A 25,830-nucleotide genomic window follows, 5' to 3' on the forward strand; every position below is an offset into this window, starting at 1 on the left:
CATGTTTACCTTTATCAAAAAAGTCATCAAAACCGGCGCGCCGACTTCGTCTTATCCGCTGGAGCCGATTGCGGTTGATAAAAACTTCCGCGGTAAGCCGGAGCACAATCCGCAGCAGTGCATTGGCTGCGCGGCCTGCGTGAATGCCTGCCCGTCAAATGCGTTGACGGTGGAAACCGATCTGGCTAGCGGCGAACTGGCCTGGCAGTTCAACCTCGGGCGCTGCATTTTCTGCGCCCGCTGCGAAGAAGTGTGCCCGACGGCGGCGATCAAGCTTTCGCAGGAGTATGAACTGGCGGTGTGGAAGAAAGAGGATTTCCTCCAGCAGTCCCGTTTTGCACTGTGCAACTGCCGCGTATGCCATCGTCCTTTCGCTGTTCAGAAAGAGATTGATTACGCCATTGCGTTGCTTAAGCACAACGGCGACAGCCGCGCTGAGCATCACCGCGAAAGCTTTGAGACCTGCCCGGACTGCAAACGTCAGAAGTGCCTGGTGCCGTCCGACCGAATTGAACTGACTCGCCATATGAAAGAGGCCAGCTGATGAGCCATTTATTAGGTCCGCGTGACGCAAACGGTATTCCGGTACCGATGACGGTGGATGAGTCCATCGCCAGCATGAAGGCGTCATTACTGAAAAACATCAAGCGTTCAGCCTATGTTTACCGCGTGGACTGCGGCGGCTGTAACGGCTGTGAAATTGAAATTTTTGCGACCTTATCACCATTGTTTGACGCCGAACGCTTCGGTATCAAAGTCGTACCGTCGCCGCGTCATGCGGACATACTGCTATTCACCGGCGCGGTTACCCGTGCGATGCGCTCCCCGGCGCTGCGTGCCTGGCAGTCTGCGCCCGATCCGAAAATCTGCATCTCTTACGGCGCCTGCGGCAACAGCGGCGGTATCTTCCATGACCTGTACTGTGTCTGGGGCGGCACCGACAAAATTGTGCCGGTGGATGTGTATATTCCAGGATGCCCACCGACGCCTGCGGCAACGCTGTACGGCTTTGCGATGGCGCTGGGCTTGCTGGAGCAGAAAATTCATGCTCGTGCACCGGGAGAACTGGACGATCAGCCAGCGGAAATCCTGCATCCGGACATGGTGCAGCCGCTGCGTGTGAAGGTCGATCGCGAGGCGCGTCGACTGGCCGGTTATCGCTATGGGCGTCAGATTGCGGATGATTACCTGCGTCAACTCGGCCAGGGTGAACATCAGGTGGCGCGCTGGCTGGAAGCGGAAAGCGATCCGCGTCTGACCGAGATCGTCACCCACCTGAATCAGGTAGTCGAAGAGGCGCGTATCCGATGAGTGAAACGGTGGTGTTCAGTCAACTGAGCCGTAAGTTTATTGATGAGAACGATGCGACGCCCGCCGAGGCGCAGCAGGTTGTCTATTACAGCCTGGCGATTGGTCACCATCTTGGGATCATCGACTGCCTGGAAGCCGCGCTGACCTGCCCGTGGGAGGCGTATCTGACGTGGATTGCCACGCTGGAAGAGGGTAGCGAGGCCCGTCGGAAGATGGAAGGGGTGCCGAAGTACGGCGAGATCGTCATCGATTTTAATCATGTGCAAATGCTGGCGCACGCGTTTGATCGTGCGCTCGCGGTACAGACCCCGGAGCAGCAGGCATGGAGCAAACAGATGCTCAGCATGTTGTACGATATTCATCAGGAGAGCGCGATTTACCTGATGGTAAGGAGACACCGTGACTGACGTTTTATTGTGTGTTGGCAACAGCATGATGGGGGATGACGGCGCGGGTCCGCTGCTGGCAGAAAAATGCGCGGCGCAGGCGAAAGGTCACTGGGTGGTCATTGACGGAGGCAGTGCGCCGGAAAATGACATCGTGGCCATTCGCGAACTGCGCCCGGATCGTCTGCTGATCGTGGACGCTACCGACATGGGGTTGAATCCCGGCGAGATCCGCATTGTCGATCCTGACGATATCGCCGAGATGTTCATGATGACGACCCACAATATGCCGCTGAATTATCTGGTTGATCAGCTTAAAGAAGACGTCGGCGAGGTGATCTTCCTCGGGATTCAGCCGGATATCGTCGGGTTCTATTATCCTATGACTCAACCCATTAAGGATGCCGTCGACACCGTTTACCAGCGTCTCGACGGCTGGGAGGGCCACGGCGGCTTTGCGGAATTAGCGGCGTCGTGACATTCAGGCCGGATGACGCTATGACCTCATCCGGCCTGTTCCTCTCTCACCTGTTCGATCACTAATTTCCCCTGCATTACCGCCACATTGACAAGGGTGCCGGTCGGAAAACCCGCCTGTTCCAGCCAGTCGCCATTAATGGTTAACGACGCATGCCGGCTATAGCGGCGCGTGTTGCCGGTTTTTGGATCTTCATGGCGCTTTCTGACATAGCTCACCTTTAAACGACGAAACGGCCTGATGATAGCGATTTCAGGACTGCCAGCCTCAATAGTCATAAACGATTCCTTGTTGCCCACGAGTAGATGAAAATACCTGTATAAAATGCCAGTAAAAAAGGGAAGGGGCAAACCGGAAACTGGAAGGGAGATAGCGGAAACGAAATGCAAATGATGTAACGAGGGAAGGGAGGGGCGGACAGCGCGAGCGCCATCCGCCATCCTGTTTACGCCAAATCCTGGCCGTTGCTGGCGATCACTTTTTTGTACCACCAGAACGATTTTTTACGCGTTCGCGCAAGCGTACCGTTGCCGGCATCATCGCGGTCGACATAGACGAACCCATACCGTTTGCTCATCTCACCCGTCGACGCGGCCACCAGATCAATACAGCCCCAGGTGGTGTAACCCATCAACGGCACGCCGTCTTCAATGGCGTCAGCCATCGCACGGATGTGTTCGCGCAAATAGCGAATACGATAATCGTCATTAATGTGGCCATCGGCATCGATTTCATCTTTTGCCCCGAGACCGTTTTCCACCAGGAACAGCGGTTTCTGGTAGCGGTCGTACATCATATTCATCGTGATGCGCAGTCCAAGCGGGTCGATCCCCCAGCCCCAGTCGCTGACCTGGATGTACGGGTTGCGCATTGACTTCACCACGTTCGCGGCACTGCTGTTCTTTGTGTTCATCTCAGCCGACGCGCAGCGCGACGTGTAATAGCTGAAAGAGACAAAATCGACGGTGTTTTTCAGGATTGCATCATCTGCCGGGGCTTTCTCAATCACCACACCTTTTTCACGAAACACACGGGCAGAGTAAGCCGGATACGCGCCGCGCGCCTGTACGTCAATGAAGAACAGGTTTTCACGATCTTTTTCCAGCGCTGTCCAGACATCTTCCGGTTTGCAGGAGTACGGATAAAAATTACCGCCCGCCAGCATGCAGCCCACCTGGTTCTGCGGGTTGATCTCATGGGCAATTTTCGTCGCCAGCGCGCTGGCAATCAGCTCATGGTGCGCGGCCTGATATTTCACCTGATCCTGATTTTCCCCCTCTTCAAACACCAACCCCGCGCCGGAGAACGGGCTGTGCAGCATGATGTTGATTTCATTGAAGGTCAGCCAGTATTTCACCAGACCGTCAAAGGCGTCAAAACAGGTACGCGCATAGCGGGTGAAAAACTCCACCATCTTGCGATTACGCCAGGAGCCGTATTCGGTAACCAGGTGCATGGGCACGTCGAAGTGGCACAGTGTAACCAGCGGTTCAATACCGTACTTTTTGCACTCGGCAAACACCGCGCGATAGAAGGCAATGCCTTCCTCGTTAGGCGTCAGTTCGTCGCCGTTGGGATAAATACGGCTCCAGGCAATCGAGGTGCGAAAGACGGTGAAGCCCATTTCCGCCATCAGGGCGATATCGTCCTTATAGCGATGGTAAAAATCGATCGCCTGATGGCTGGGATAAAATTCATCATTCCGCAGCTGGAAACGTTTCTCCTGTCCCAGTTTGACCGGCATGCGATGCTCGCCGTGCGGGATCATATCGACAGTGGTCAGCCCTTTGCCGCCCTCCCGGTATGCGCCTTCAGCCTGGTTGGCGGCCAGTGCGCCGCCCCATAAAAATCCTTGCGGAAATACAGCCATAATAACCTCAGTGAATAACAGTCAGACGCTGGCACCTTTAACCGTAGACGGTTGTGCAGCCTGGTTTTTGCGTGCCTGTGCGGCCGCGTCTTCGACGGGGATATCTTCAAAGCCCAGCAGCAGCGTCAGGACAAATGACAACACCACCGCCAGCGCCATGACGCCAAATACCCAGACAATAGTCATGGGATTCGCCGGATCGAAGAACTGAACGCTGGTAAACAGGCCCGGTGCCGCCATTGAGTGGCTGGCGAGTCCAGCCATCCCGGCGACCGCGCCACAGATAAAGCCGCTGATCAAGCTGGCAATCAGTGGACGTTTCAGGCGCACCGCCACACCGTAGAGCGCGGGTTCCGAAATTCCGGCCATGATGGCCGAGGCCGCCGCTGCCAGCGCAGTCTGGCGCAGTTCCGGGTTTTTCGTTTTCCAGGCTACTGCCAGCGAGGAACCGCCGAGCGACAGGTTGGCGCCAATTTCGGACGGCATGACCATCCCTTCTTTGCCCGTTTCGGCAATGGTCTGAATGATGGTTGGCGTAAAGACGCGGTGCATCCCGGTCATTACCAATAGCGGCCACAGCGCGCCCATGATGGCAACAGACAGCCAGCCGAGATAACCGTGAATGGTATAGACCAGCGCGGAAATCGCGCTACCAATCCAGATGCCAATCGGCCCAATCAGGACGATAGCCAGCGGCGCGGCGATCAGCACGATCAGCATAGGCTTGAGGAAGTTTTTGGTGACCGCGGGCGTAATGCGATCCACCCAGCGTTCGATGTACGACAGACACCAGGTCATCACCAGCGCCGGAATAACCGTATAGGTGTATTTCACCGCGGTGACCGGGATCAGGGCGAATTCAACGTGTTCACCCTGTGCCGCTTTCGCCATCAGGTCGATAAAGCTTGGATGCACCAGCACCCCGGCAATGGCGATCGCCAGCGACATGTTGGTTTTAAATTTAATCGCCGCCGAGGCCGCCACCATTAACGGCAGGAAGAAGAAGGCGCCATCGCCGATCACGGTCAGGATCGTTAACGTGGAGGAGCCTTTTTCCAGCACGCCGGTCATTTCAAGGATCATTGCCAACAGTTTGAGCATCGATCCGCCGATAATCGCCGGGATCAGCGGCGACATGGTACCGATTAGCGCATCAAGGATCCCCGCGCCAATGCGTCTGAGCGTCAGCTTGGGTTTGCCAACGGGCTCGGCGGGTTGCATATCGCCCGGCAACAGGTTGACGACCTCACGATACGCCTGGGAGACGGTATTGCCGATAATCACCTGGCACTGGTTGTCGCTGCGAACGACGCCGAGTACACCGCTGAGGGTTTTGAGCGTGGCACTGTCGACCAGCGTGTCATCTTTCACAACGAAACGCAGACGCGTCATGCAGTGTGTCACTGCGGTGATGTTGTCGACGCCGCCCAGAGCCGTCACCACGGAGCGCGCCAGCGCTGCATAATTCTTGGACATAGGATTTTTATCCTGTTTTATCAGTAGGGTACGTTTTATTTTTGCCGCACATTCGCCTGAGCGATCGTCGGTGATGAAACGCTGATGAGAAACCGGTTCCACAAAATCATGAATAGTTTATTGGAGTTGGGCAATATTTAATTTTATCCATTTTTGTGAAATGTGATTCATGTCACTCACGGTTTTCTGGTGTGATTTAGCATCGGGGACAACCACGCGGCAGTGAAGTACACTGCATCTCATTGCGAGAAAAGGAAGAAAACTTATGACGACGATGCTGGAGGTAGCGCAGCGGGCCGGGGTGTCGAAGGCGACGGTCTCCAGGGTGCTTTCAGGGAATGGCTACGTCAGCCAGGAGACGAAGGATCGTGTATTTCAGGCAATTGAAGAGAGCGGCTATCGGCCTAACCTGCTGGCGCGTAGCCTTGCGGCGAAAACCAGTCAGACGCTGGGGCTGGTGGTGACTAACACCCTCTACCACGGCGTCTATTTTAGCGAATTGCTGTTTCATACCGCGCGGATGGCGGAAGAGCAGGGGCGTCAGCTTCTGCTTGCCGATGGAAAACACAGCGCGGAGGAGGAACGCCAGGCGATCCAGTATCTGCTGGATTTGCGCTGCGACGCGATCATGATCTACCCGCGTTTTCTCAGCGTGGATGAGATCGATAAAATAATCGACAGCCACTCGCAGCCGATTATGGTGCTTAACCGCCGGTTACGGAAAAACAGTAGCCACTGCGTCTGGTGCGATCAAAAGCAGACCAGTTTTAACGCCGTGGCGGAACTGATTAGCGCAGGCCATCAGCAGATTGCATTTATCACCGGTTCGATGGACTCACCCACCGGGGTTGAACGCCTGTCGGGGTACAAAGAGGCACTGACCCGACATGGTATCGCCGTTAATGACGACCTGATCGTCAAAGGCAAATGGACGCCGGCCTGCGGTGCCGCAGGGGTGGACGTGCTGCTTTCTCGCGACGTGACGTTCAGCGCGCTGGTGGCCAGCAATGATGACATGGCGATTGGGGCCATCAAACAGTTGCATGACAAAGGGGTCGCCGTGCCATCGCAAGTGTCGGTGATTGGTTTTGACGATATCGCGATGGCGCCCTACACCATACCGGCGCTTTCCAGCGTCAAAATTCCGGTGACGGAGATGATTCAGGAGACCATTGGCCGACTCATTTTCATGCTGGACGGCGGGGCGTTTACGCCACCGAAAAGCTTCACCGGCACGTTGATTCGCCGAGATTCCGTTATGTCGATGGCGGCGCAGTAACATTGTCATCCGTCATCGTCATTCGTGACGATGACATCATAACGGTCACCCTCTGTTTTTAAATATCGTTAAATTACAGCAGGATAAAAACTGGCATGATTTGTGAATGTTTCGGCACATTATCTGTCATTGCTGGAGAATTTGATGAACCGTTTCATCATTGCAGACGCCAATAAGTGCATTGGTTGCCGTACCTGTGAAGTGGCCTGCGTGGTCTCCCATCAGGAAAACCAGGACTGCGCGTCACTGACCCCTGAAACCTTTTTACCCCGTATTCATGTGATCAAAGGTGTGAATGTCTCGACGGCGACGCTGTGCCGCCAGTGTGAGGATGCGCCGTGTGCGAACGTCTGTCCGAACGGTGCCATCAGCCGTGATAAAGGTTTTGTTCATGTCATGCAGGAACGTTGCATTGGCTGCAAAACCTGCGTGGTGGCCTGTCCATATGGTGCAATGGAAGTCGTGGTGCGTCCGGTTGTGCGTAATAGCGGTGCCGGCCTGAACGTACGGGCAGAAAAAGCGGAAGCTAACAAGTGCGATCTCTGTTATCACCGCGATGCCGGTCCGGCCTGTATGGAAGCCTGTCCGACGCATGCCCTGATTTGCGTTGACCGTAATAAGCTCGAGCAACTCAGCGCGGAAAAGCGTCGTCGTGCGGCGCTGGATTCTTCCGCTTCTTTGCTTTTCTGATTCCTGCCGCAAAAATCACTCAGGAAACGCGCTGGCATCAAGGGAATTCCCGGAAATTTTCGTAAAATACCTTTCCGGGAATGATGATGGCGAGAATGACTCAATGGCAACAAATACCCCCTCTGGCATACAGCTCCGTATTCGCGGCAAAGTTCAGGGCGTCGGCTTTCGTCCTTTCGTCTGGCAACTGGCGCAGCAGCTTCAGTTGCATGGCGACGTCTGTAATGATGGCGATGGCGTGGTGGTTCGATTGCTGGAAGATCCCGCGCTGTTTATCCGTGAACTGCATGCCCATTGTCCGCCATTGGCGCGTATCGACAGCGTAGAAAGTGAGCCTTTTCGCTGGGCGCAGCCGCCCACGGAGTTCAGCATTCGCCAGAGTGCGGGCGGCACGATGAACACCCAGATTGTGCCCGATGCCGCGACGTGCCCGGAATGTCTTGCCGAAATGAATACGCCCGGAGAGCGGCGTTATCGCTATCCCTTCATCAACTGCACCCATTGCGGCCCGCGTTTTACCATTATCCGGGCGATGCCCTACGATCGTCCGTTTACCGTGATGGCGTCATTTCCGCTCTGCCCGCAATGCGACAGCGAGTATCGCGATCCCTGTGACCGACGTTTTCATGCCCAGCCGGTGGCGTGCCCGGCGTGTGGTCCGCATCTGCGCTGGCTGAGTGGCGGACACCAGGCGGAAAAAGAGGCGGCATTACAGGCTGCGGTTGAAATGCTACAGACCGGAGGTATTGTTGCCGTTAAGGGGATCGGCGGGTTTCATCTGGCCTGCGATGCGCGAAACAGCGATGCCGTGGCGCGGCTTCGTGCGCGTAAGCGCCGTCCGGCAAAACCGCTGGCGGTTATGCTGCCGGATGCGTCGGGCCTGTCGGATGCGGCGACCCGACTGCTGAAAACGCCCGCCGCCCCGATTGTGCTGGTGGATAAGCAACATGTTTCCTCGCTGTGTGACGGTATTGCCCCAGGGCTTGCGGAGGTTGGCGTGATGTTGCCCGCCAATCCACTTCAGCACCTGTTGCTTCAGGCGCTGAAGCGCCCGCTGGTAATGACCTCCGGCAATCTTAGCGGTAAACCGCCGGCCATCAGCAACGAACAAGCACTTGAGGATTTGCAGGATATTGCCGAGGGTTTCCTGTTACACAATCGCGACATCGTGCAGCGCATGGACGATTCCGTGGTACGTGAAAGCGGTGAAATGCTGCGTCGCTCGCGGGGATATGTCCCGGACGCGCTGGCGTTGCCGCCGGGATTTGAGAATGTGCCACCAATGCTGTGTCTGGGGGCGGATCTGAAAAACACCTTCTGCCTGGTGCGCGGCAAGCAGGCGGTGATCAGCCAGCATCTTGGCGATCTCAGCGATGACGGGATACAGAATCAGTGGCGTGAGGCACTGCGGCTAATTCAGAACATCTATGATTTCACGCCACAGTGCCTTGTTCGCGATGCCCATCCGGGGTATGTCTCCAGCCAGTGGGCCAGTGAGATGAACCTGCCAACGGAGATCGTGTTGCATCATCATGCTCATGCCGCGGCCTGTCTGGCCGAGCACGGCTGGCCGCTGGACGGTGGCGATGTTATCGCCCTGACGCTGGACGGCATTGGAATGGGTGACGCGGGCGCGCTGTGGGGAGGAGAGTGTCTGCGGGTGAACTACCGTGAGTGTGAACATCTTGGTGGATTGCCCGCCGTGGCGCTTGCCGGTGGCGATCTCGCCGCGAAGCAGCCCTGGCGTAACCTGTTAGCGCAGTGTCTGCGCTTTGTGCCTGACTGGCAGCGCTATCCGGAAACGCAATACCTACAGCGACAGAACTGGAACGTGCTGGCGCGAGCGATTGAGCGTGGGATTAACGCACCGCTGGCCTCGTCCTGCGGGCGTCTGTTCGATGCGGTTGCCACAGCGCTGAACTGCGCGCCAGAATCGCTCAGTTATGAAGGGGAAGCCGCCTGCACACTGGAGGCGCTGGCGTCGCAATGCGTGGGGGTTAAACATCCGGTCACGCTTCCCTTGACGGGGAATCAACTGGATCTGGCAACCTTCTGGTCGCAGTGGCTGAACTGGCAGGCAACGCCCGCTGAACGCGCATGGGCTTTCCACGATGTGCTGGCACAAGGGTTTGCCGCGATGCTGCGCGAGCAGGCCACGGCACGCGGTATCAACACGCTGGTGTTCAGCGGTGGGGTGATGCACAACCGGTTACTGTCGGCTCGCCTGGCTTATTATCTGGCGGATTTCACGCTGCTGTTCCCGCAGCAGTTACCAGCCGGTGACGGTGGACTGTCGCTGGGACAGGGGGTGATTGCTGCTGCGCGTGGGATGGCGGAAGCATAAAAAAGCCCCGGGGCAGGCGGGGCGAAACGACAAGCAATATCGCACTTCCGTGTGCATGAGGTTAATCAATCAGTGGCGATAGCGCCGGATGGCGACGCAGAGCGTCTTATCCGGCCTGCCGAGGCAACGTTTTCAGCAGGGCGAAAGCCTCCTTCATTCTGTCTTCACTCACCACGAAGGCGCAGAGCTGTCCTTCACCGTTCATCCCTTTGGCTACCATGCCGTCAGATTCTGCGGCAATGTGCCAGTTCAGATCGCGACGCTGGGTTTCCCCTGCCAGATGCAGCGGCAGTTCTGGCGTTTTGATTTTGACTAACATGGCAGGCAGCTTCAGCGGCGCGTTGCCGCCGAGCAGATTTTTCGCCAGGTACATCGCACTGAGCTGAATAGGCTGCAGGAACGGTAGCACCTGACCGTTGATCTCCGCGCAGTCGCCGAGGGCATAAATATCCGGGTGGCTGGTTTGCAGGTAGCTGTCGACACAAACGCCGCGGTTGAGGGTTAAACCGGCGCGACGCGCCAGCGCCGTTTCCGGGCGCAGACCCGTGGCGGCAATCACCGCATCGACGTGAATGCTGCGCCCGCGATCGAACGTTGCACGAATACCGGATGCGCTTTTCTCCAGCCCATGTAACTGTGATTTCAGCAACAGGTGTACACCCATATCGGTAAGACGATGCTGTAAGCGACTGCTCACTTCCGGCGGCATCAGCGAAGCAAGCAGGCTGGCTGCGTTATCTATCAGTGTGACCGCTTTACCTGCGCGGCAGAAATCCATCGCCAGTTCGGTTCCAATCAACCCGCCGCCGACAATCAGAACCCGTTGGGCGTCGCGTAGCTGTGTTTCGCAGGCACGGTACTCCTGTTGGCTGTTCAATGTGAGCATTAACTCACGTCCTGCTATCGGTGGAACAAAGGCCGTAGCGCCCGTAGCCAGCACCAGTTTGTCGTACTGCCACTGCTTGTCCTGGCTTTTTACCACGTGGGCATCGGCATCAATGTCGGTGACCCAAGTGTGGGGAAAGAGACGCAGAGCAAACTGTTCAGCAAACTCTCCCGCCGACTGACGGGTGAGGTCGTCGGCGTGCTGCGCCTGGCTTATCACATGACTGAGATCGGGTTTGTTATACTCATCCATGCTGTCAGCCGCAATCAGAGTTAACGGGACATCCGCGTCCTGCTTGCGAATGTTTTTGACTAACTGGCGGGCAGCAAAGCCTGAACCAATGATGACAATTCCCCGGCTCATTTTGCCTCCGTTGCCAGCACGTCGAAGACATCTTTGCCTAATGAACATTCCGGACAGAGGAAGTTGTCCGGCACATCGCTCCACGGCGTACCTGGCGCGACATCCTGCAACGGTTCACCTTTTGCCGGATCGTAAATCCACTGGCACACGCTGCACTGCATGCTCGGACCGAGGTCGACTGCTGCGGCGGCGCAGGCGCATGCTTCTTCTTTGGTTGTCGCTTTCACTGTCGCGTCCGGCAACGGCGCGAGCGCCCATTGACGCGCGATTTCACGACCGTGCTGGCGGCACAGTTCCAGCGCATCCAGGTCCGGGCGCCATTTGGCCTTCAGGCTCAGCGACATTTCAAAACCGGCATCCTGTAAACGGGTGGATAAGCGGTCGACCGCTCCGCCGCTCCAGCCGTGGGAACCAAAAGCGCTGGCGCGTTTGTTACGAAAACGCAGACCGGTCATCTCTTCCACCAGACCGGCGATTTTCGGCATCATCACATTGTTCATCGTGGAGGTGCCGACCAGCACACCTTTAGAGCGAAAAACGTTGGTCAGGATTTCGTTTTTATCGCTGCGGGCGACGTTAAAAATTTTCACTGCCACGTTCGGGTCGACTTCGTTAATTCCCTGTGCAATCGCATCCGCCATCATGCGGGTGTTATTGGACATGGTGTCGTAGAAAATTGTGATGCGATCTTCCTGATAATCCGCCGCCCATTTCAGATACAGCTCAACAATCTGGGTCGGATTATCGCGCCAGACCACGCCGTGGGAGGTGGCAATCATATCGACCGGCAGGTTGAAGCCGAGGATTTCGGTAATTTTTGGCGTCACCAGACGACTGAACGGGGTCAGGATGTTGGCGTAGTAACGCTGGCACTGTTCGAACAGCTCGATCTGATCCACTTCATCGTTAAACAGACGTTCGTCGCAGTAGTGCTGACCGAAAGCGTCGTTACTGAACAGGACGGCATCGCCGGTCATGTAGGTCATCATGCTGTCCGGCCAGTGCAGCATCGGCGTTTCCACGAAGATCAACTGTTTGCCGTTACCAATATCCAGAGTGTCGCCGGTTTTCACGACGTTAAAATTCCACTCCGGATGGTGATGATGACCGGTAATTGAGTCAATCGCGTTGGTGGTGCAGTAGATAGGGGTATCCGGGATCTGCGTCATCAGCTCGGTCAGCGCCCCGGCGTGATCTTCTTCCGCATGGTTGATAATGATGTAATCGATGTCTGCGAGGTCGATTTCATTACGCAGGTTCTGCACAAACTCACGGCTGAATTTATGATCGACGGTATCGATCAGGACATTTTTTTCTTCACGGATGAGATAGCTGTTATAGCTGCTGCCGCGCAGCGTTTTGTATTCGGTTCCGTGGAAATCACGCACTTCCCAGTCACGTTGGCCAACCCAATGGATATTATTTTTAACCAGAATAGACATAGCAACCTCAATTCATTTAGCGTTGTTCAAATAAGTTGTTTCGCTTATTGCAGGTCGCGTGCCAATTTTTTATCTATTTGATTTTTATTGATTTAAAATTTTATACTCATTAGATGGTAGTCAAAAAGACTATTCATAACACAGTCAATATGACAGTATGGATTGTCAAAATGACAGTGAGGACAGCATGAGTTTTTCTGTTGATGTGCTGGCGGGGATCGCCATTGAATTACAGCGCGGAGTGGGCCATCAGGATCGTTTTCAGCGTCTGATTACTACGCTGCGTCAGGTGCTGGAATGCGATGCTTCTGCATTGCTGCGTTATGAGGCGCGCCAGTTTATCCCGCTGGCGATTGATGGTCTTGCACGTGATGTGCTCGGCAGGCGTTTTACCCTCGAAGGGCATCCCCGACTGGAGGCCATCGCCCGCGCCGGAGACGTGGTGCGCTTTCCGGCAGACAGCGATTTGCCTGACCCGTATGACGGATTGATCCCGGGGCAGGAGAGTCTGAAAGTGCATGCCTGTATTGGGTTGCCGCTTTTTGCCGGGCAGAACCTGATCGGCGCGCTGACCCTCGATGGCATGGCGCCGGATCAGTTTGATGTTTTCAGCGATGAGGAGTTACGGCTCATTGCCGCGCTGACCGCCGGCGCATTGAGCAACGCGCTGCTGATTGAACAACTGGAAAGCCAGAATATGTTGCCGGGGTCGAGTACCGATTTCGAACAGATAAAAGAGACGCAGATGATTGGTCTCTCGCCGAACATGATGCAGTTGAAAAAAGAGATCGAGATTGTGGCAGGCTCCGATCTTAACGTGTTAATCAGCGGCGAAACTGGTACCGGGAAAGAACTGGTGGCGAAGGCGATTCACGAAGGTTCACCTCGCGCGGTCAACCCGTTGGTCTACCTGAACTGCGCCGCGCTGCCGGAAAGCGTGGCGGAGAGCGAACTGTTTGGTCATGTGAAAGGGGCATTCACCGGGGCCATCAGCAACCGTAGCGGCAAATTTGAAATGGCCGATAACGGCACGTTATTCCTCGATGAAATTGGTGAACTGTCGCTGGCTCTGCAAGCCAAACTGCTGCGCGTATTGCAGTATGGCGATATTCAGCGCGTCGGCGATGACCGCAGCCTGCGCGTGGATGTGCGCGTGCTGGCAGCAACGAATCGCGATCTGCGTGAAGAGGTGCTGGCGGGACGTTTTCGTGCCGATCTGTTTCATCGTCTGAGCGTGTTTCCGCTTTTGGTTCCCCCGCTACGGGAGCGCGGGGAAGATGTGGTGTTACTGGCGGGTTATTTTTGCGAGCAGTGTCGATTACGACTGGGGCTTTCCCGCGTGGTGCTCAGTCCTGGGGCGCGTAGCCATCTGCTGAATTACGGCTGGCCGGGTAACGTGCGTGAACTGGAACATGCGATTCATCGGGCGGTAGTGCTGGCGCGCGCGACCCGATCCGGAGACGAAGTGGTACTGGAAGCGAAGCATTTCGCATTGCAGGAGGAGGCTATGACGCCGCAGCCGGAAGTGACAGCGGATTTACCGCGCAATCACAATCTGCGTGATGCGACGGAGGCGTTCCAGCGGGAAATGATTCGCCAGGCGCTGGCGCAAAATAATCACAACTGGGCGGCCAGCGCCCGGGCACTTGAAACGGACGTCGCCAACCTGCACCGGCTGGCGAAGCGTCTGGGGCTGAAGGATTAGAGTATCCCGGCCTGATAGAAATCCTGCAGGTTGATGGCGCCGGTGAGCTTACCGGTTTCATCCACCACCGGCGCGGCGGTAATTTTGCGTTTCATCAGGATCTCTTTGGCATCAATCGCCCGGCTTTCTGACTGCAAGGTGATGCCGTTGTGGGTCATCGCTTTACTGACCGGCGTGGTGAGCGCGCCGCCGCCAACCAGCCAGCGACGCAGGTCGCCGTCGGTAAAGACGCCTTTCACCTGCATCTGGTCGTCGCAAACGGCGACCAGACCCAGACCGGTACGGCTTAATTCCAGCATCGCGTCCATCACGCTGGTGGCAAGTTGAACCTGCGGGACAGCGTCGTCACGGCGCATCAGGTGATGCACTTTATTAAGCAAACGCGCGCCTAACGCACCGGCCGGATGCGAGCGGGCAAAATCTTCTTCATTGAAGCCGCGTGCCTGCATAACCGCCATCGCCAGCGCGTCGCCCATCATCAGGGTATTGACGGTGCTGGAGGTCGGTGCCAGGTGCATCGGGCAGGCTTCGCGCTCAACGGAGATATCCAGAACAGCCTTCGCCGCCAGACCCAGCGGTGAATTGGGTTTGCCGGTCATTGCCAGCAGGGCGATGGATTTATCTTCCAGACGCGGGATGATGAGATCCAGCTCTTTTGCGCCGCCGGAATAGGAGATAAACAACATCACGTCACGGCTTTCGATCATCCCCAGATCGCCATGCAGCGCTTCGGCAGGGTGAACAAAAAAGGCCGGGGTGCCGGTACTGGCGAGCGTCGCGGCGATTTTCTTACCAATATGGCCCGATTTGCCGATACCTGAGACAATCACTTTGCCTTCACAGTGGATAATGGTATTGGCGGCGCGGATAAAATCATCGCCCAGACGTTCCGGCAGACGGCTTGCTTCCTGTAATTCCAGCATTAACGTCTGACGGCCCGCGTTCAGTAGTGCATCACTCATTGGTTTCTCCGGTTATGATCACTTCAATCCCTTTTTCTTCCAGCGCCTGACGAAATGCGGGATCAATACCCGCGTCGGTAATCAGTTTGTCGACGCTTTCCAGACTGCACACAACATTCGGACTCTTGCGGCCAAACTTTGATGAGTCCGCCATCAGAATGACTTCGCGAGCGGCGTTACACATCGCTTTGCTGACGGTGTAAACCTCATTAAAGGTGGTCACGCCGGCACTGAGATCAATACCGTCGGTGCCCATGAAGAGTTTATCAAAACTGAACTGCTCAAAGGCGTTTTCGGCCAGTTGTCCGTGAAATGAGGCCGATTTTTTACGAAATGTTCCGCCAGGCATCAGGATGGTTTGTTCGTTGTCTAACTCGGACAGCGCGTTGACAATGTGCAGGCTGTTGGTCATGACGGTGATATTGCTAAAGCGGGTAAGCATCGGCACCATTTGTAGCACGGTACTCCCGGCATCCAGAATGATGGAGTCGCCATCATGGATAAAGCGGACCGCAGCTTCAGCAATACGCTCTTTCTTATGCGTATTGATCAGCGTTTTGTGATCGATAGGCGGATCGGACTCATCTTTATTTAACATCACGCCGCCATAGGTGCGAATGACGGTACCGGCATTTTCCAGAACGACAAGATCTTTGCGAATGGTCGTGCCCGTGGTGTCAAAGTACTGGGCCAGCTCTTCCACAGAGCTTTTACCCTGTTTTTGCAGATGCTCCAGAATGGCGGCCTGACGCTGACGAGGTTTCATAGGCGAAATAACCCTGAATTAAATTTGCGAAATGATAATTTCGCAAGCTAATAGCATTCACAACGAAATTACCCATGTTTCAGATTAAGCGCCAATGATAGTGCATTCTGCGATAGCGGATCATGGGGAAAGATCACATCAGGCTGTAATTCATTAAGATGTTTGCCCTGAATGTCGGCGATTTTTCCTGGTCTGGCGAATACGGTGAGACCTTTCATAAACAACGTATCGGTGACTCGCTGATTGTCATCGACAGCGACGGCGACCACGACGCGCGGTTTAAAACGTCCTCCTGAACGCCCTACGCCGACACGTCCCTGTTGGCAAAGTCGGTCAAATGCGTTGTTAAAGCGCGATATTTGCCAGTATCCCAGCGCCAGTTGTGCACACCAGGCAATGACGGCGACAGTAACGAGTGCGGATACCATATGTTGCTCCTTTTATTTTGCCAGACGGAGGTTTCACTTTCTCCGGCCTGCGGGTAGGCCCGGTAAGCGTATTGCCACCGGGCGATACCCATTAAAACATTACTTGTCCACCGGTAACGTTGATTGACTGCCCGGTGCAGTACGACGCTTTCGGGCTGGCATAGAATAACAACATATTCAGCACATCCTGATAGTCGCAGCCGCGCTTCAGCGGAACCTTATCAATGTAATACCGCTCCACTTCGTCTGGCTTGATACCCAGCTTGGTGGCGTACTGCGGCAGCAACGACTGGAACATCGGTGACTTTAACAGGTTGCCGAGCATCAGCGAATGCACGGTAATGCCATATTCCGCCAGATCCAGCGCCAGCGACTGCGTTAACCCCACGCCGCCAAACTTCGCCGCGCTGTAGCCGGAATTGTGCTTGCTGCCCACTTTACCGGATTTGGAGTTGATCTGAATAATACGTCCCTGAATACCATCGCGGATCATCAGACGGGAGAATTCACGTGCGCAGAGGAAGTAGCCGACCAGATTCACCTGCAGCGAGCGGTCAAAATCACCGAGCTGGAAATCACTGATAAATGCTGCTTTCGCAATCCCGGCGCTGTAAACCAGCAGATCCACGCGGCCAAAGATTTCATCCACACCGCGAGAGAGTGCGAGCACGCTCTGTTCGCTGGTGGCGTCGGCGCCGAAACCGTAGGCCATGCCTTCGCCAAATTCTGCGTTAATCTCCTGTGCAACGTTTGCGGCTTTATCACTCTGAATATCTACCACCGCAACGCGATACCCTTCTGCTGCAAGCCCACGGCTGAGGAACGCCCCCAGGGTCTGTCCTCCACCAATGACAACGGCAACCTGATTCATTTTTCTCTCCTTAAGCGACAAACTTCAAAATACAGCCCGGTGCGATATCGTCCGGTACAGGCCCCGCGACATGCACGGTGCCGGGAAATTCCGCTTCGCTCAGCCCATCGAAGCGCAGGGTGATATGCCCCAGTTCACGTAAATTCTGCTCGGCCACACTGCCAACGGCAGTGACCGGATAACGATGCTGACCCAGTTCGAACTGGGCGCCGGGCTGCAGCGGGCCGTTCAGTTCGCCATGACAATGGATAAAGCAAAACTCCTCGATATCCGCAGGCGCGCCTTCACGAAAGGTAATCAGCATCTGGTCGCAGAGCGCATCCGGTGCGCTCTGGCCGATACGGGTGATGGTGGTCTGATAAATAACGGTCATGTCGACACCTCTTATTGATAAATAAAGCCGGAAACAAACCAGGCGATGAGAACGGTGGGCGCACCCGTCAGGAAGCGGCTCACCAGTACCGACGGCACGCCGACGCGAACGGTGTCCTGGCGGGCTTCTGCCAGCGACAGACCGACCGGAATAAAGTCACAGGATGCCTGGGCGTTAATGGCAAACAGGGCGGGCAGCGCCAGATGCGGCGGGATGTTGCCCAGGCCAATTTGCACGCCGATCAGAACGCCGATAACCTGCGCAATGACCGCACCTGGGCCGAGGAACGGCGACAGCAGCGGGAACGAACAGATCAGCGCCAGCGTCACCAGACCCAACGGATGGCTGGCAAGCGGCGCCAGGCCATGGGCGATCCAGTCACCCAGACCCGAGGCCATGATGATGCCGATCAGTGCCGAGACGAATGCCATAAACGGCAGAATGGTTTTCAGAACCGTATCGATGGTGTCGCGACCGGACTGGAACAGCACGGCCACCGCCGACCCCATCCCCATGCCGACTTTTGCTAACAGGCCATCGCTCTGTTCGGTGATTTTTTTGCTGCTGTCGTAATCACGCCCGGCGGTAGCGCTTGCCGGTTGTGATTGCGGCTGCGGTGCAGCAGACGCGTCGCTGATGACGGTGATGTTGTCTTCCCTGACGCCAGAGACATAAATGTCTTCAACAATATACTGGGCCAGTGGGCCGGATTTCCCGGTTGAGTGAATGTTCACGGTCGGAATACGGCGTTTAGGATAGATGCCACAACGCAGCGTCCCGCCACAGTCAATGATGGCAACGCCAATTTCGTCTTCAGGCGGTTCTCCCTCTTTAAAGCCATCGACAGCCTGCCAGCCGGTTAACTGCGCCAGTTTGTCGACAATCGCCGGGCGAGTGCCTGCGGTGATATAGACAATTTTCTTTCCGGCGGTCACGTCCAGCTCTAACGGGCCACCCCAGCCGCCAGTTCCTCGTTCAATTCGAATACGCGTCATGATGCTGCTCCTGCAAGGTGGACTTTCTGCTCAAGTTGGATACCCATCTTTTTCTCAAAGATGGAGGTTGTGAGGTCCGTGACCCAGCCACGAAAGAAGTTGGTGACCACTCCGACCAGCAGATAGCTCACGGCCAGTGGCCCGAGCGGGAGACCTAACGTGGTCAGGCCGCTGGCAATGCCGAGGTAAACGAACAGTTCGCCAGGGTTGATATGCGGGAACAGGCCGTTCATTGAGTGACAGCTGTAAGAGGCGGCTGCGTAATAGCTGGGCTTGTATTTCTCTGGCATGAAGCGGCCCAGACTCAGGGTCATGGGGTTACAAAACACAAACGTGCCAATAAAAGGCAAAATCAGGTAGCGGGACAGCGGATTCCCGGCGCAGCGCTGGGCGAAGCGTTCGATTCGCTGCTGGCCGATAAAGTTGATCAGCGCATTCATGATGACCAGCAGGCTGATCAGCAGTGGAAGAATGCCGGTGACCATCCCGGTAAACACCTCTCCACCTTTCTGGAACAGCCCGATGAACCACTCTGCTCCATGTGTAATGGTTTCGATCATTGTTCTCTCCTGTAGGGATTTTTAGTTATCTTGCGAATGGGTGACTTATTTTAATCGGATTGAAAGAAATAAAAGTGTTATTTTGATCTCAAAATGAAAGTAAAATATTTTAAGTTGAAAGTTTTTGTGGAAAGGAAAGAATGTACTGACGATCTAACGAGGGGAAGTGATACGTAAATTGTGTGACGGAGCGCGTCAGGCGCTTCCTTGTATGGCGGGGGATGCTTTACCATACTTCTCTCTGGCTGAATCTGTTTAATGGATGTCTCATGTTCAAGCGTCGTTATGTAGCATTACTTCCCCTGTTTGTGTTACTTGCTGCCTGTAGTAGCAAACCGAAACCTCAAGAGCCTCAAACGACAACGGGCACGCCTTCCGGCGGCTTCCTGCTTGAGCCCCAGCACAACGTTATGCAAATGGGCGGCGACTTTGCCAATAACCCAAATGCGCAGCAGTTCATCGATAAGATGGTGAACAAGCACGGTTTTAATCGTCAGCAGTTGCAGGAGATCCTGTCACAGGCGAAGCGCCTGGATTACGTTTTGCGTCTGATGGACAGGCAGGCGCCGACCACGCAGCCGCCGGCCGGACCTAACGGCGCATGGCTACGCTATCGCAAACAGTTCATTACCCCGGATAACGTGCAAAACGGCGTGGCATTCTGGAATCAGTATGAAGATGCGCTCAACCGTGCCTGGCAGGTTTACGGCGTTCCGCCGGAGATCATCGTGGGCATTATTGGCGTGGAAACCCGCTGGGGCCGTGTGATGGGAAAAACGCGCATTCTGGACGCGCTGGCGACGCTGTCGTTTAACTACCCACGTCGTGCGGAGTACTTCTCCGGCGAGCTGGAGACGTTCCTGCTGATGGCGCGTAACGAACAGGATGACCCGTTAGATTTGAAAGGATCCTTTGCTGGCGCGATGGGTTACGGACAGTTCATGCCGTCGTCCTATAAAGAGTACGCGGTAGATTTCAACGGCGACGGCCACATCAACCTGTGGGATCCGGTCGATGCTATCGGTAGCGTGGCGAATTACTTCAAAGCGCACGGTTGGGTGAAGGGCGACGCGGTGGCGGTGATGGCGAACGGTCAGGCACCGGGACTGGCGAATGGCTTTAAAACGCAGTACAGCCTTTCTCAACTGGCAGCCGCCGGACTCACGCCGCAACAACCGCTGGGCAACCATCAGCAGGTGAGCCTGCTGCGCCTGGATATTGGTACCGGCTACCAGTACTGGTACGGTTTGCCGAACTTCTATGCTATTACCCGCTACAACCACAGCACCCATTACGCGATGGCGGTGTGGCAGTTAGGTCAGGCAGTGGCGCTGGCGCGCGTGCAATAATGGTTTTTACCCAGGGTTGCTTCGGCTTCCCTGGGCCTCACTCGTTTTTTCGGAATCCCCCTCGTAAAATTGTCACCTCATCCCCATCTCCGTTGGGAAAGTGTTATCTTGTCCGGCATATTTTTTAACTGACAGAGGCTGATATGGCTGACAGTGAACTGATGCAGTTAAGTGAACAGGTCGGGCTGGCGCTAAAAGCGCGTGGTGCGACGGTGACCACCGCAGAGTCCTGCACCGGCGGTTGGGTGGCGAAAGCCATTACCGATATTGCCGGCAGCTCCGCCTGGTTTGAGCGCGGTTTTGTCACCTACAGTAATGAAGCAAAATCGCAGATGATCGGCGTGCGGGAAGAGACGCTGGCGCAGCATGGCGCGGTCAGTGAACCGGTAGTGGTTGAGATGGCGATTGGCGCACTGAAAGCGGCACGTGCCGATTTTGCGGTTTCCATCAGCGGGATCGCCGGGCCGGATGGCGGCAGCGAAGAGAAACCGGTCGGCACCGTCTGGTTTGCCTTCGCCAGCGCGCGCGGAGAAGGGATTACCCGCCGGGAATGCTTTCACGGCGACCGTGAGGCGGTGCGTCGGCAAGCCACGGTTTATGCGCTGCAAACCCTGTGGCAACAATTTCTACAAAATACTTGATACTGTATGACTATACAGTATAATTGCGACAACAGTACAGAATCACTATCCGGTTTCAGCCGGCATGACAGGAGTAATTAATGGCTATCGACGAAAACAAACAGAAAGCGTTGGCGGCAGCGCTGGGCCAGATCGAAAAGCAATTCGGTAAAGGCTCCATCATGCGCCTGGGTGAAGACCGTTCTATGGATGTGGAAACGATCTCCACAGGTTCGCTTTCACTGGATATCGCGCTGGGCGCAGGCGGCCTGCCGATGGGCCGTATCGTCGAAATCTACGGGCCGGAATCATCCGGTAAAACCACGCTGACGCTGCAGGTGATTGCCGCGGCGCAGCGCGAAGGTAAAACCTGTGCGTTTATCGATGCAGAACACGCGCTGGACCCGATCTATGCACGTAAGCTAGGCGTTGATATCGACAATCTGCTCTGTTCTCAGCCGGACACCGGTGAACAGGCGCTGGAAATCTGTGATGCGCTGGCGCGTTCTGGCGCTGTCGACGTTATCGTTGTCGACTCCGTAGCGGCACTGACGCCGAAAGCGGAAATCGAAGGCGAAATCGGTGACTCTCACATGGGCCTCGCGGCGCGTATGATGAGCCAGGCGATGCGTAAACTGGCCGGTAACCTGAAGCAGTCCAACACGCTGCTGATCTTCATCAACCAGATCCGTATGAAAATTGGTGTGATGTTCGGTAACCCGGAAACCACGACCGGTGGTAACGCACTGAAATTCTACGCTTCTGTTCGTCTGGATATCCGTCGTATTGGCGCGGTGAAAGAGGGCGATAACGTGGTGGGCAGCGAAACCCGCGTGAAGGTGGTGAAAAACAAAATTGCGGCACCGTTTAAACAGGCTGAATTCCAGATCCTTTACGGTGAAGGCATCAACTTCTATGGCGAACTGGTTGACCTGGGCGTGAAAGAGAAGCTGATCGAGAAAGCGGGCGCCTGGTACAGCTACAACGGCGAGAAAATTGGTCAGGGTAAAGCGAATGCAACCACCTGGCTGAAAGACAACCCGGCGACTGCGAAGGAAATTGAGAAGAAAGTTCGCGAAATGCTGCTCAATAACCAGGATGCCAAACCTGACTTCGCTGTTGATGACGGTGAAGGCGTTGCGGAAACCAACGAAGATTTTTAATCGTCAGGTGTCGTCCGTCCGGATAACGCAAAACTGCCATCCGGCAAAAAGTTGAATTACACTCAAGGGCTGCATTGATGCAGCCTTTTTGCATTTCTGATTTCGAAGGTTGTTATGAGTGAACCCACACCGCGCCGACCCGCGTATTCCCGGCTGTTAGATCGCGCAGTACGTATCCTCGCGGTTCGTGACCACAGCGAACAAGAGTTGCGACGTAAACTTGCCGCCCCGGTGATGGGGAAAAATGGACCGGAAGAGATTGATGCGACTGCGGAAGATTATGAACGAGTGATTGCCTGGTGTTACGAGCATCAGTATCTCGATGACGACCGGTTTATCGCCCGCTTTATCGCCAGCCGCAGCCGTAAAGGCTATGGTCCGGCGCGCATTCGCCAGGAGTTGAATCAAAAGGGCATTGCCCGTGAATCGACGGAAAAAGCAATGCGGGAATGTGAGATTGACTGGAGCGTCCTCGCACGCGATCAGGCCTGTCGTAAATATGGTGAACCGCTGCCTGGTGCATTTTCAGAAAAGGTTAAGATACAGCGATTTTTGCTCTATCGCGGATATCTGATGGAGGATATCCAGGAAATATGGCGAAATTTTGACGATTGAGCGCATACGGGATTTTACTTCCCCGTAAAGAAAACTTATCTTATTCCCACTTTTCAGTTGCCGGCGGCCCAGTCAATCAAGAGTTGTTGCTGGTAATGATTTTTCGTTAGCAAGATTTCAGGATAATTATGAGCAAGAGCACCGCTGAGATCCGTCAGGCGTTTCTCGACTTTTTCCATAGTAAGGGACATCAGGTAGTTGCCAGCAGCTCCCTGGTTCCAAACAATGACCCCACTTTGTTGTTTACCAACGCCGGGATGAACCAGTTCAAGGACGTTTTCCTTGGGCTCGACAAGCGTAATTATTCCCGCGCAACCACATCCCAACGCTGCGTGCGGGCAGGTGGTAAGCACAACGATCTGGAAAACGTTGGTTACACTGCACGTCACCATACCTTCTTCGAAATGCTGGGTAACTTCAGCTTCGGCGACTATTTCAAGCATGATGCAATTCAGTACGCATGGGAATTGCTGACCGGTGAAAACTGGTTTGCCCTGCCGAAAGAGCGTCTGTGGGTGACCGTCTACGAAACAGACGATGAAGCCTATGAAATCTGGGAAAAAGAAGTCGGTATTCCTCGCGAGCGTATTATCCGCATCGGTGATAACAAAGGTGCGGCTTATGCGTCCGACAACTTCTGGCAGATGGGCGACACCGGTCCGTGCGGTCCGTGCACCGAAATTTTCTACGATCATGGCGATCACATCTGGGGCGGCCCTCCGGGAAGCCCGGAAGAGGACGGCGATCGCTACATTGAGATCTGGAACATCGTCTTTATGCAGTTCAACCGTCAGGCTGACGGTACGATGGAGCCGCTGCCTAAGCCTTCCGTGGATACCGGTATGGGTCTGGAACGTATTGCGGCTGTGCTGCAACACGTCAACTCCAACTACGAAATTGACCTGTTCCGCACGCTGATTGAAGCAGTAGCGAAAGTGACCGGTGCAACCGATCTGAGCAACAAGTCACTGCGCGTGATTGCGGATCACATTCGTTCCTGTGCGTTCCTGATTGCCGACGGCGTGGTTCCGTCGAACGAAAACCGTGGCTATGTCCTGCGTCGTATCATTCGTCGTGCGGTACGTCATGGCAACATGCTGGGCGCGAAAGAAACCTTCTTCTACAAACTGGTGGGTCCACTGATTGACGTCATGGGATCGGCGGGCGAAGAACTGAAGCGTCAGCAGGCTCAGGTTGAGCAAGTACTGAAAACCGAAGAAGAGCAGTTTGCCCGTACGCTCGAGCGTGGCCTGGCGCTGCTGGACGAAGAACTGGCGAAACTGTCCGGCGATACGCTGGACGGCGAAACAGCATTCCGTCTGTACGATACCTACGGTTTCCCGGTTGATCTGACGGCTGACGTTTGCCGTGAGCGCAATATCAAAGTGGATGAAGCCGGTTTTGAAGCCGCCATGGAAGAGCAGCGTCGTCGTGCGCGTGAAGCCAGCGGTTTCGGTGCGGACTATAACGCGATGATTCGCGTGGATAGCGCCTCTGAATTTAAAGGCTACGACCATCTGGAACTGAACGGTAAAGTGACCGCGCTGTTTGTGGATGGTAAAGCGGTTGATGCGATCAGTGTCGGTCAGGAAGCCGTTGTCGTACTGGATCAAACCCCATTCTATGCGGAATCCGGTGGTCAGGTTGGCGATAAAGGTGAACTGAAAGGCGCGAGCTTTGCGTTTGCCGTAAGCGACACGCAAAAATATGGTCAGGCAATTGGCCACCTCGGCAAGCTGTCTGCGGGCTCTCTGAAAGTGGGCGATGCGGTCCAGGCTGATGTGGATGAGGCGCGTCGTGCGCGTATTCGTCTGAATCACTCCGCAACGCACCTGATGCACGCGGCGTTGCGCCAGATTCTGGGCACGCACGTGGCGCAGAAAGGGTCGCTGGTTAACGACAAAATGCTGCGCTTCGATTTCTCGCATAATGAAGCAATGAAGCCGGCGGAAATCCGGGCGGTTGAAGATCTGGTGAACGCGCAGATTCGTCGTAACCTGCCGGTTGAAACCCACGTGATGGATCTGGAAGCGGCGAAAGCAAAAGGCGCAATGGCGCTGTTCGGCGAGAAATATGACGAACGCGTTCGCGTGCTGAGCATGGGTGATTTCTCTACCGAACTGTGCGGCGGGACGCACGCCAGCCGTACCGGTGACATCGGCCTGTTCCGTATTGTCTCTGAGTCCGGAACTGCCGCCGGGGTTCGTCGCATTGAAGCGGTAACCGGTGAGGGCGCCATTGCGACTGTGCATGCAGAAAGCGATCGCTTAGCCGATATTGCACATCTGTTGAAGGGCGATAGCCAGAATCTGGGCGACAAAGTGCGTTCAGTACTGGAACGTACTCGTCAGCTTGAGAAAGAGCTTCAGCAGTTGAAAGAACATGCTGCGGCGCAGGAAAGTGCGAATCTTTCCAGCAAAGCGGTTGATATCAATGGCGTTAAGCTGTTGGTGAGTGAGCTTGCGGGTGTTGAGCCGAAAATGTTGCGCACCATGGTTGATGATCTGAAAAATCAACTGGGGTCGACGATTATCGTGCTGGCAACGGCAGCTGAAGGTAAGGTTTCTCTGATTGCTGGTGTGTCTAAGGACGTGACCGACCGTGTCAAAGCAGGGGAACTGGTAGGTATGGTCGCTCAGCAGGTGGGCGGTAAGGGTGGTGGTCGTCCGGACATGGCGCAAGCCGGTGGTACGGATGCTTCTGCTCTGCCTGCGGCGTTAGCCAGTGTGCAAGCCTGGGTCAGCGCAAAATTGTAATAACTATAAGCGTTAGCCGATGCCGCGGATAAGCATTCCGCGGCGTTTGCATCAACGTTGTCGACAACGATAAAGTCAGGTTGAAGTTGTGTATATCGGCTAAACTTAGGTTTAACAGAATGTGATGCCGTGACTGCTTACT

At 55.3% G+C, this 25,830-nt stretch carries 25 protein-coding genes; 13 read left to right on the forward strand and 12 right to left on the reverse strand.

The genetic code is table 11. From position 1 onward, the window contains the following. Nucleotide 1 precedes the first annotated feature (1 nt). The 4 genes from hycF to hycI are packed head-to-tail and all read left to right on the forward strand — an operon-like array spanning nucleotide 2 to nucleotide 2,175. Nucleotides 2–544, forward strand: coding sequence for a formate hydrogenlyase subunit HycF (gene hycF, locus JTI98_RS09630; protein WP_044255059.1), 543 nt, complete (start codon nucleotides 2–4; stop codon nucleotides 542–544). Continuing rightward, on the forward strand, nucleotides 544–1,311 hold the full coding sequence (hycG, locus tag JTI98_RS09635; protein WP_042999592.1) for a formate hydrogenlyase subunit HycG: 768 nt from the start codon (nucleotides 544–546) through the stop codon (nucleotides 1,309–1,311). Before hycF ends, hycG begins: the two co-directional genes overlap by 1 nt. After that, nucleotides 1,308–1,718 (forward strand): formate hydrogenlyase maturation HycH family protein, encoded by a 411-nt coding sequence (locus tag JTI98_RS09640; protein ID WP_216082192.1) that lies wholly within the window; start codon nucleotides 1,308–1,310, stop codon nucleotides 1,716–1,718. The genes hycG and JTI98_RS09640 overlap by 4 nt, the downstream gene beginning before the upstream one ends. Next, nucleotides 1,711–2,175, forward strand: a complete 465-nt coding sequence (gene hycI, locus JTI98_RS09645; RefSeq protein ID WP_042999594.1) for a hydrogenase maturation peptidase HycI — start codon at nucleotides 1,711–1,713, stop codon at nucleotides 2,173–2,175. Before JTI98_RS09640 ends, hycI begins: the two co-directional genes overlap by 8 nt. Before the next feature lie 26 nt (nucleotides 2,176–2,201). Here hycI and JTI98_RS09650 read toward each other — a convergent pair whose 3' ends face one another. The 3 genes from JTI98_RS09650 to ascF all read right to left on the reverse strand — a co-directional run bounded on the left by JTI98_RS09650 (nucleotide 2,202) and on the right by ascF (nucleotide 5,521). Beyond that, a complete protein-coding gene (locus JTI98_RS09650) occupies nucleotides 2,202–2,453 on the reverse strand; it encodes a SymE family type I addiction module toxin (RefSeq protein ID WP_042999595.1) in 252 nt (83 codons plus the stop codon). Between the two features lie 167 nt (nucleotides 2,454–2,620). Then, on the reverse strand, nucleotides 2,621–4,045 hold the full coding sequence (locus tag JTI98_RS09655) for a 6-phospho-beta-glucosidase (RefSeq protein ID WP_058587011.1): 1,425 nt from the start codon (nucleotides 4,043–4,045) through the stop codon (nucleotides 2,621–2,623). 21 nt (nucleotides 4,046–4,066) lie between these two features. After that, the gene (gene ascF / locus JTI98_RS09660; protein WP_054176949.1) at nucleotides 4,067–5,521 is read right to left on the reverse strand and encodes a PTS cellobiose/arbutin/salicin transporter subunit IIBC; all 1,455 of its coding nucleotides are present in this window, start codon (nucleotides 5,519–5,521) and stop codon (nucleotides 4,067–4,069) included. A 265-nt stretch (nucleotides 5,522–5,786) separates the two neighbouring features. Between ascF and JTI98_RS09665 the strand changes: the two genes are divergently transcribed. From JTI98_RS09665 to hypF, 3 genes are all read left to right on the forward strand, one after another. Next, nucleotides 5,787–6,800: a LacI family DNA-binding transcriptional regulator gene (locus tag JTI98_RS09665; RefSeq protein ID WP_216082193.1), complete on the forward strand. Its 1,014-nt coding sequence runs from the start codon at nucleotides 5,787–5,789 to the stop codon at nucleotides 6,798–6,800. A gap of 144 nt (nucleotides 6,801–6,944) precedes the next feature. After that, on the forward strand, nucleotides 6,945–7,490 hold the full coding sequence (hydN, locus tag JTI98_RS09670; RefSeq protein WP_042999599.1) for an electron transport protein HydN: 546 nt from the start codon (nucleotides 6,945–6,947) through the stop codon (nucleotides 7,488–7,490). Between the two features lie 103 nt (nucleotides 7,491–7,593). Further along, nucleotides 7,594–9,834 carry a carbamoyltransferase HypF gene (gene hypF / locus JTI98_RS09675; RefSeq protein ID WP_216082194.1) on the forward strand — a complete coding sequence of 747 codons (2,241 nt, stop codon included), beginning with the start codon at nucleotides 7,594–7,596 and terminating at the stop codon, nucleotides 9,832–9,834. A 106-nt stretch (nucleotides 9,835–9,940) separates the two neighbouring features. Here the strand turns inward: hypF and norW are convergent, their stop codons facing one another. Continuing rightward, complete coding sequence (norW, locus tag JTI98_RS09680) at nucleotides 9,941–11,083, reverse strand: NADH:flavorubredoxin reductase NorW (protein ID WP_216082195.1); 1,143 nt, start codon at nucleotides 11,081–11,083, stop codon at nucleotides 9,941–9,943. Then, entirely contained in the window at nucleotides 11,080–12,525 is a 1,446-nt protein-coding gene (norV, locus tag JTI98_RS09685; protein ID WP_216082196.1) for an anaerobic nitric oxide reductase flavorubredoxin, read from the reverse strand. Before norV ends, norW begins: the two co-directional genes overlap by 4 nt. Before the next feature lie 187 nt (nucleotides 12,526–12,712). Between norV and norR the strand changes: the two genes are divergently transcribed. Then, on the forward strand, nucleotides 12,713–14,230 hold the full coding sequence (norR, locus tag JTI98_RS09690) for a nitric oxide reductase transcriptional regulator NorR (RefSeq protein WP_044255083.1): 1,518 nt from the start codon (nucleotides 12,713–12,715) through the stop codon (nucleotides 14,228–14,230). Here the strand turns inward: norR and gutQ are convergent. The 7 genes from gutQ to srlA all read right to left on the reverse strand — a co-directional run bounded on the left by gutQ (nucleotide 14,227) and on the right by srlA (nucleotide 19,185). Beyond that, nucleotides 14,227–15,192, reverse strand: coding sequence for an arabinose-5-phosphate isomerase GutQ (gutQ, locus tag JTI98_RS09695; RefSeq protein WP_058587004.1), 966 nt, complete (start codon nucleotides 15,190–15,192; stop codon nucleotides 14,227–14,229). The genes norR and gutQ overlap by 4 nt on opposite strands. Further along, a complete protein-coding gene (locus JTI98_RS09700; protein ID WP_042999605.1) occupies nucleotides 15,185–15,958 on the reverse strand; it encodes a DNA-binding transcriptional repressor in 774 nt (257 codons plus the stop codon). The genes gutQ and JTI98_RS09700 overlap by 8 nt, the downstream gene beginning before the upstream one ends. 68 nt (nucleotides 15,959–16,026) lie before the next feature. After that, nucleotides 16,027–16,386, reverse strand: a complete 360-nt coding sequence (gene gutM, locus JTI98_RS09705) for a transcriptional regulator GutM (protein ID WP_042999606.1) — start codon at nucleotides 16,384–16,386, stop codon at nucleotides 16,027–16,029. A 91-nt stretch (nucleotides 16,387–16,477) separates the two neighbouring features. Beyond that, complete coding sequence (gene srlD, locus JTI98_RS09710; RefSeq protein ID WP_216082197.1) at nucleotides 16,478–17,257, reverse strand: sorbitol-6-phosphate dehydrogenase; 780 nt, start codon at nucleotides 17,255–17,257, stop codon at nucleotides 16,478–16,480. A 10-nt stretch (nucleotides 17,258–17,267) separates the two neighbouring features. After that, entirely contained in the window at nucleotides 17,268–17,630 is a 363-nt protein-coding gene (gene srlB, locus JTI98_RS09715; RefSeq protein WP_042322676.1) for a PTS glucitol/sorbitol transporter subunit IIA, read from the reverse strand. A gap of 11 nt (nucleotides 17,631–17,641) precedes the next feature. Next, on the reverse strand, nucleotides 17,642–18,625 hold the full coding sequence (locus tag JTI98_RS09720; protein ID WP_044255086.1) for a PTS glucitol/sorbitol transporter subunit IIB: 984 nt from the start codon (nucleotides 18,623–18,625) through the stop codon (nucleotides 17,642–17,644). Continuing rightward, a complete protein-coding gene (gene srlA, locus JTI98_RS09725; RefSeq protein ID WP_044266606.1) occupies nucleotides 18,622–19,185 on the reverse strand; it encodes a PTS glucitol/sorbitol transporter subunit IIC in 564 nt (187 codons plus the stop codon). The genes JTI98_RS09720 and srlA overlap by 4 nt, the downstream gene beginning before the upstream one ends. Nucleotides 19,186–19,454: 269 nt before the next feature. Between srlA and mltB the strand changes: the two genes are divergently transcribed. The 5 genes from mltB (at nucleotide 19,455) to alaS (ending at nucleotide 25,688) form a co-directional block, all read left to right on the forward strand. Continuing rightward, on the forward strand, nucleotides 19,455–20,534 hold the full coding sequence (gene mltB, locus JTI98_RS09730) for a lytic murein transglycosylase B (RefSeq protein ID WP_042999611.1): 1,080 nt from the start codon (nucleotides 19,455–19,457) through the stop codon (nucleotides 20,532–20,534). 143 nt (nucleotides 20,535–20,677) lie between these two features. Next, nucleotides 20,678–21,175, forward strand: a complete 498-nt coding sequence (gene pncC, locus JTI98_RS09735; protein ID WP_216082198.1) for a nicotinamide-nucleotide amidase — start codon at nucleotides 20,678–20,680, stop codon at nucleotides 21,173–21,175. A gap of 80 nt (nucleotides 21,176–21,255) precedes the next feature. Continuing rightward, on the forward strand, nucleotides 21,256–22,317 hold the full coding sequence (recA, locus tag JTI98_RS09740; RefSeq protein WP_044255092.1) for a recombinase RecA: 1,062 nt from the start codon (nucleotides 21,256–21,258) through the stop codon (nucleotides 22,315–22,317). Between the two features lie 114 nt (nucleotides 22,318–22,431). After that, nucleotides 22,432–22,932, forward strand: coding sequence for a recombination regulator RecX (gene recX / locus JTI98_RS09745; protein ID WP_044255094.1), 501 nt, complete (start codon nucleotides 22,432–22,434; stop codon nucleotides 22,930–22,932). Nucleotides 22,933–23,060: 128 nt separating this feature from the next. Then, entirely contained in the window at nucleotides 23,061–25,688 is a 2,628-nt protein-coding gene (gene alaS, locus JTI98_RS09750; protein WP_046401927.1) for an alanine--tRNA ligase, read from the forward strand. The last annotated feature ends 142 nt before the right edge of the window (nucleotides 25,689–25,830 follow it).

This window comes from Citrobacter sp. MGH 55 (assembly GCF_016906145.1).
GTDB lineage: Bacteria > Pseudomonadota > Gammaproteobacteria > Enterobacterales > Enterobacteriaceae > Citrobacter_A > Citrobacter_A amalonaticus.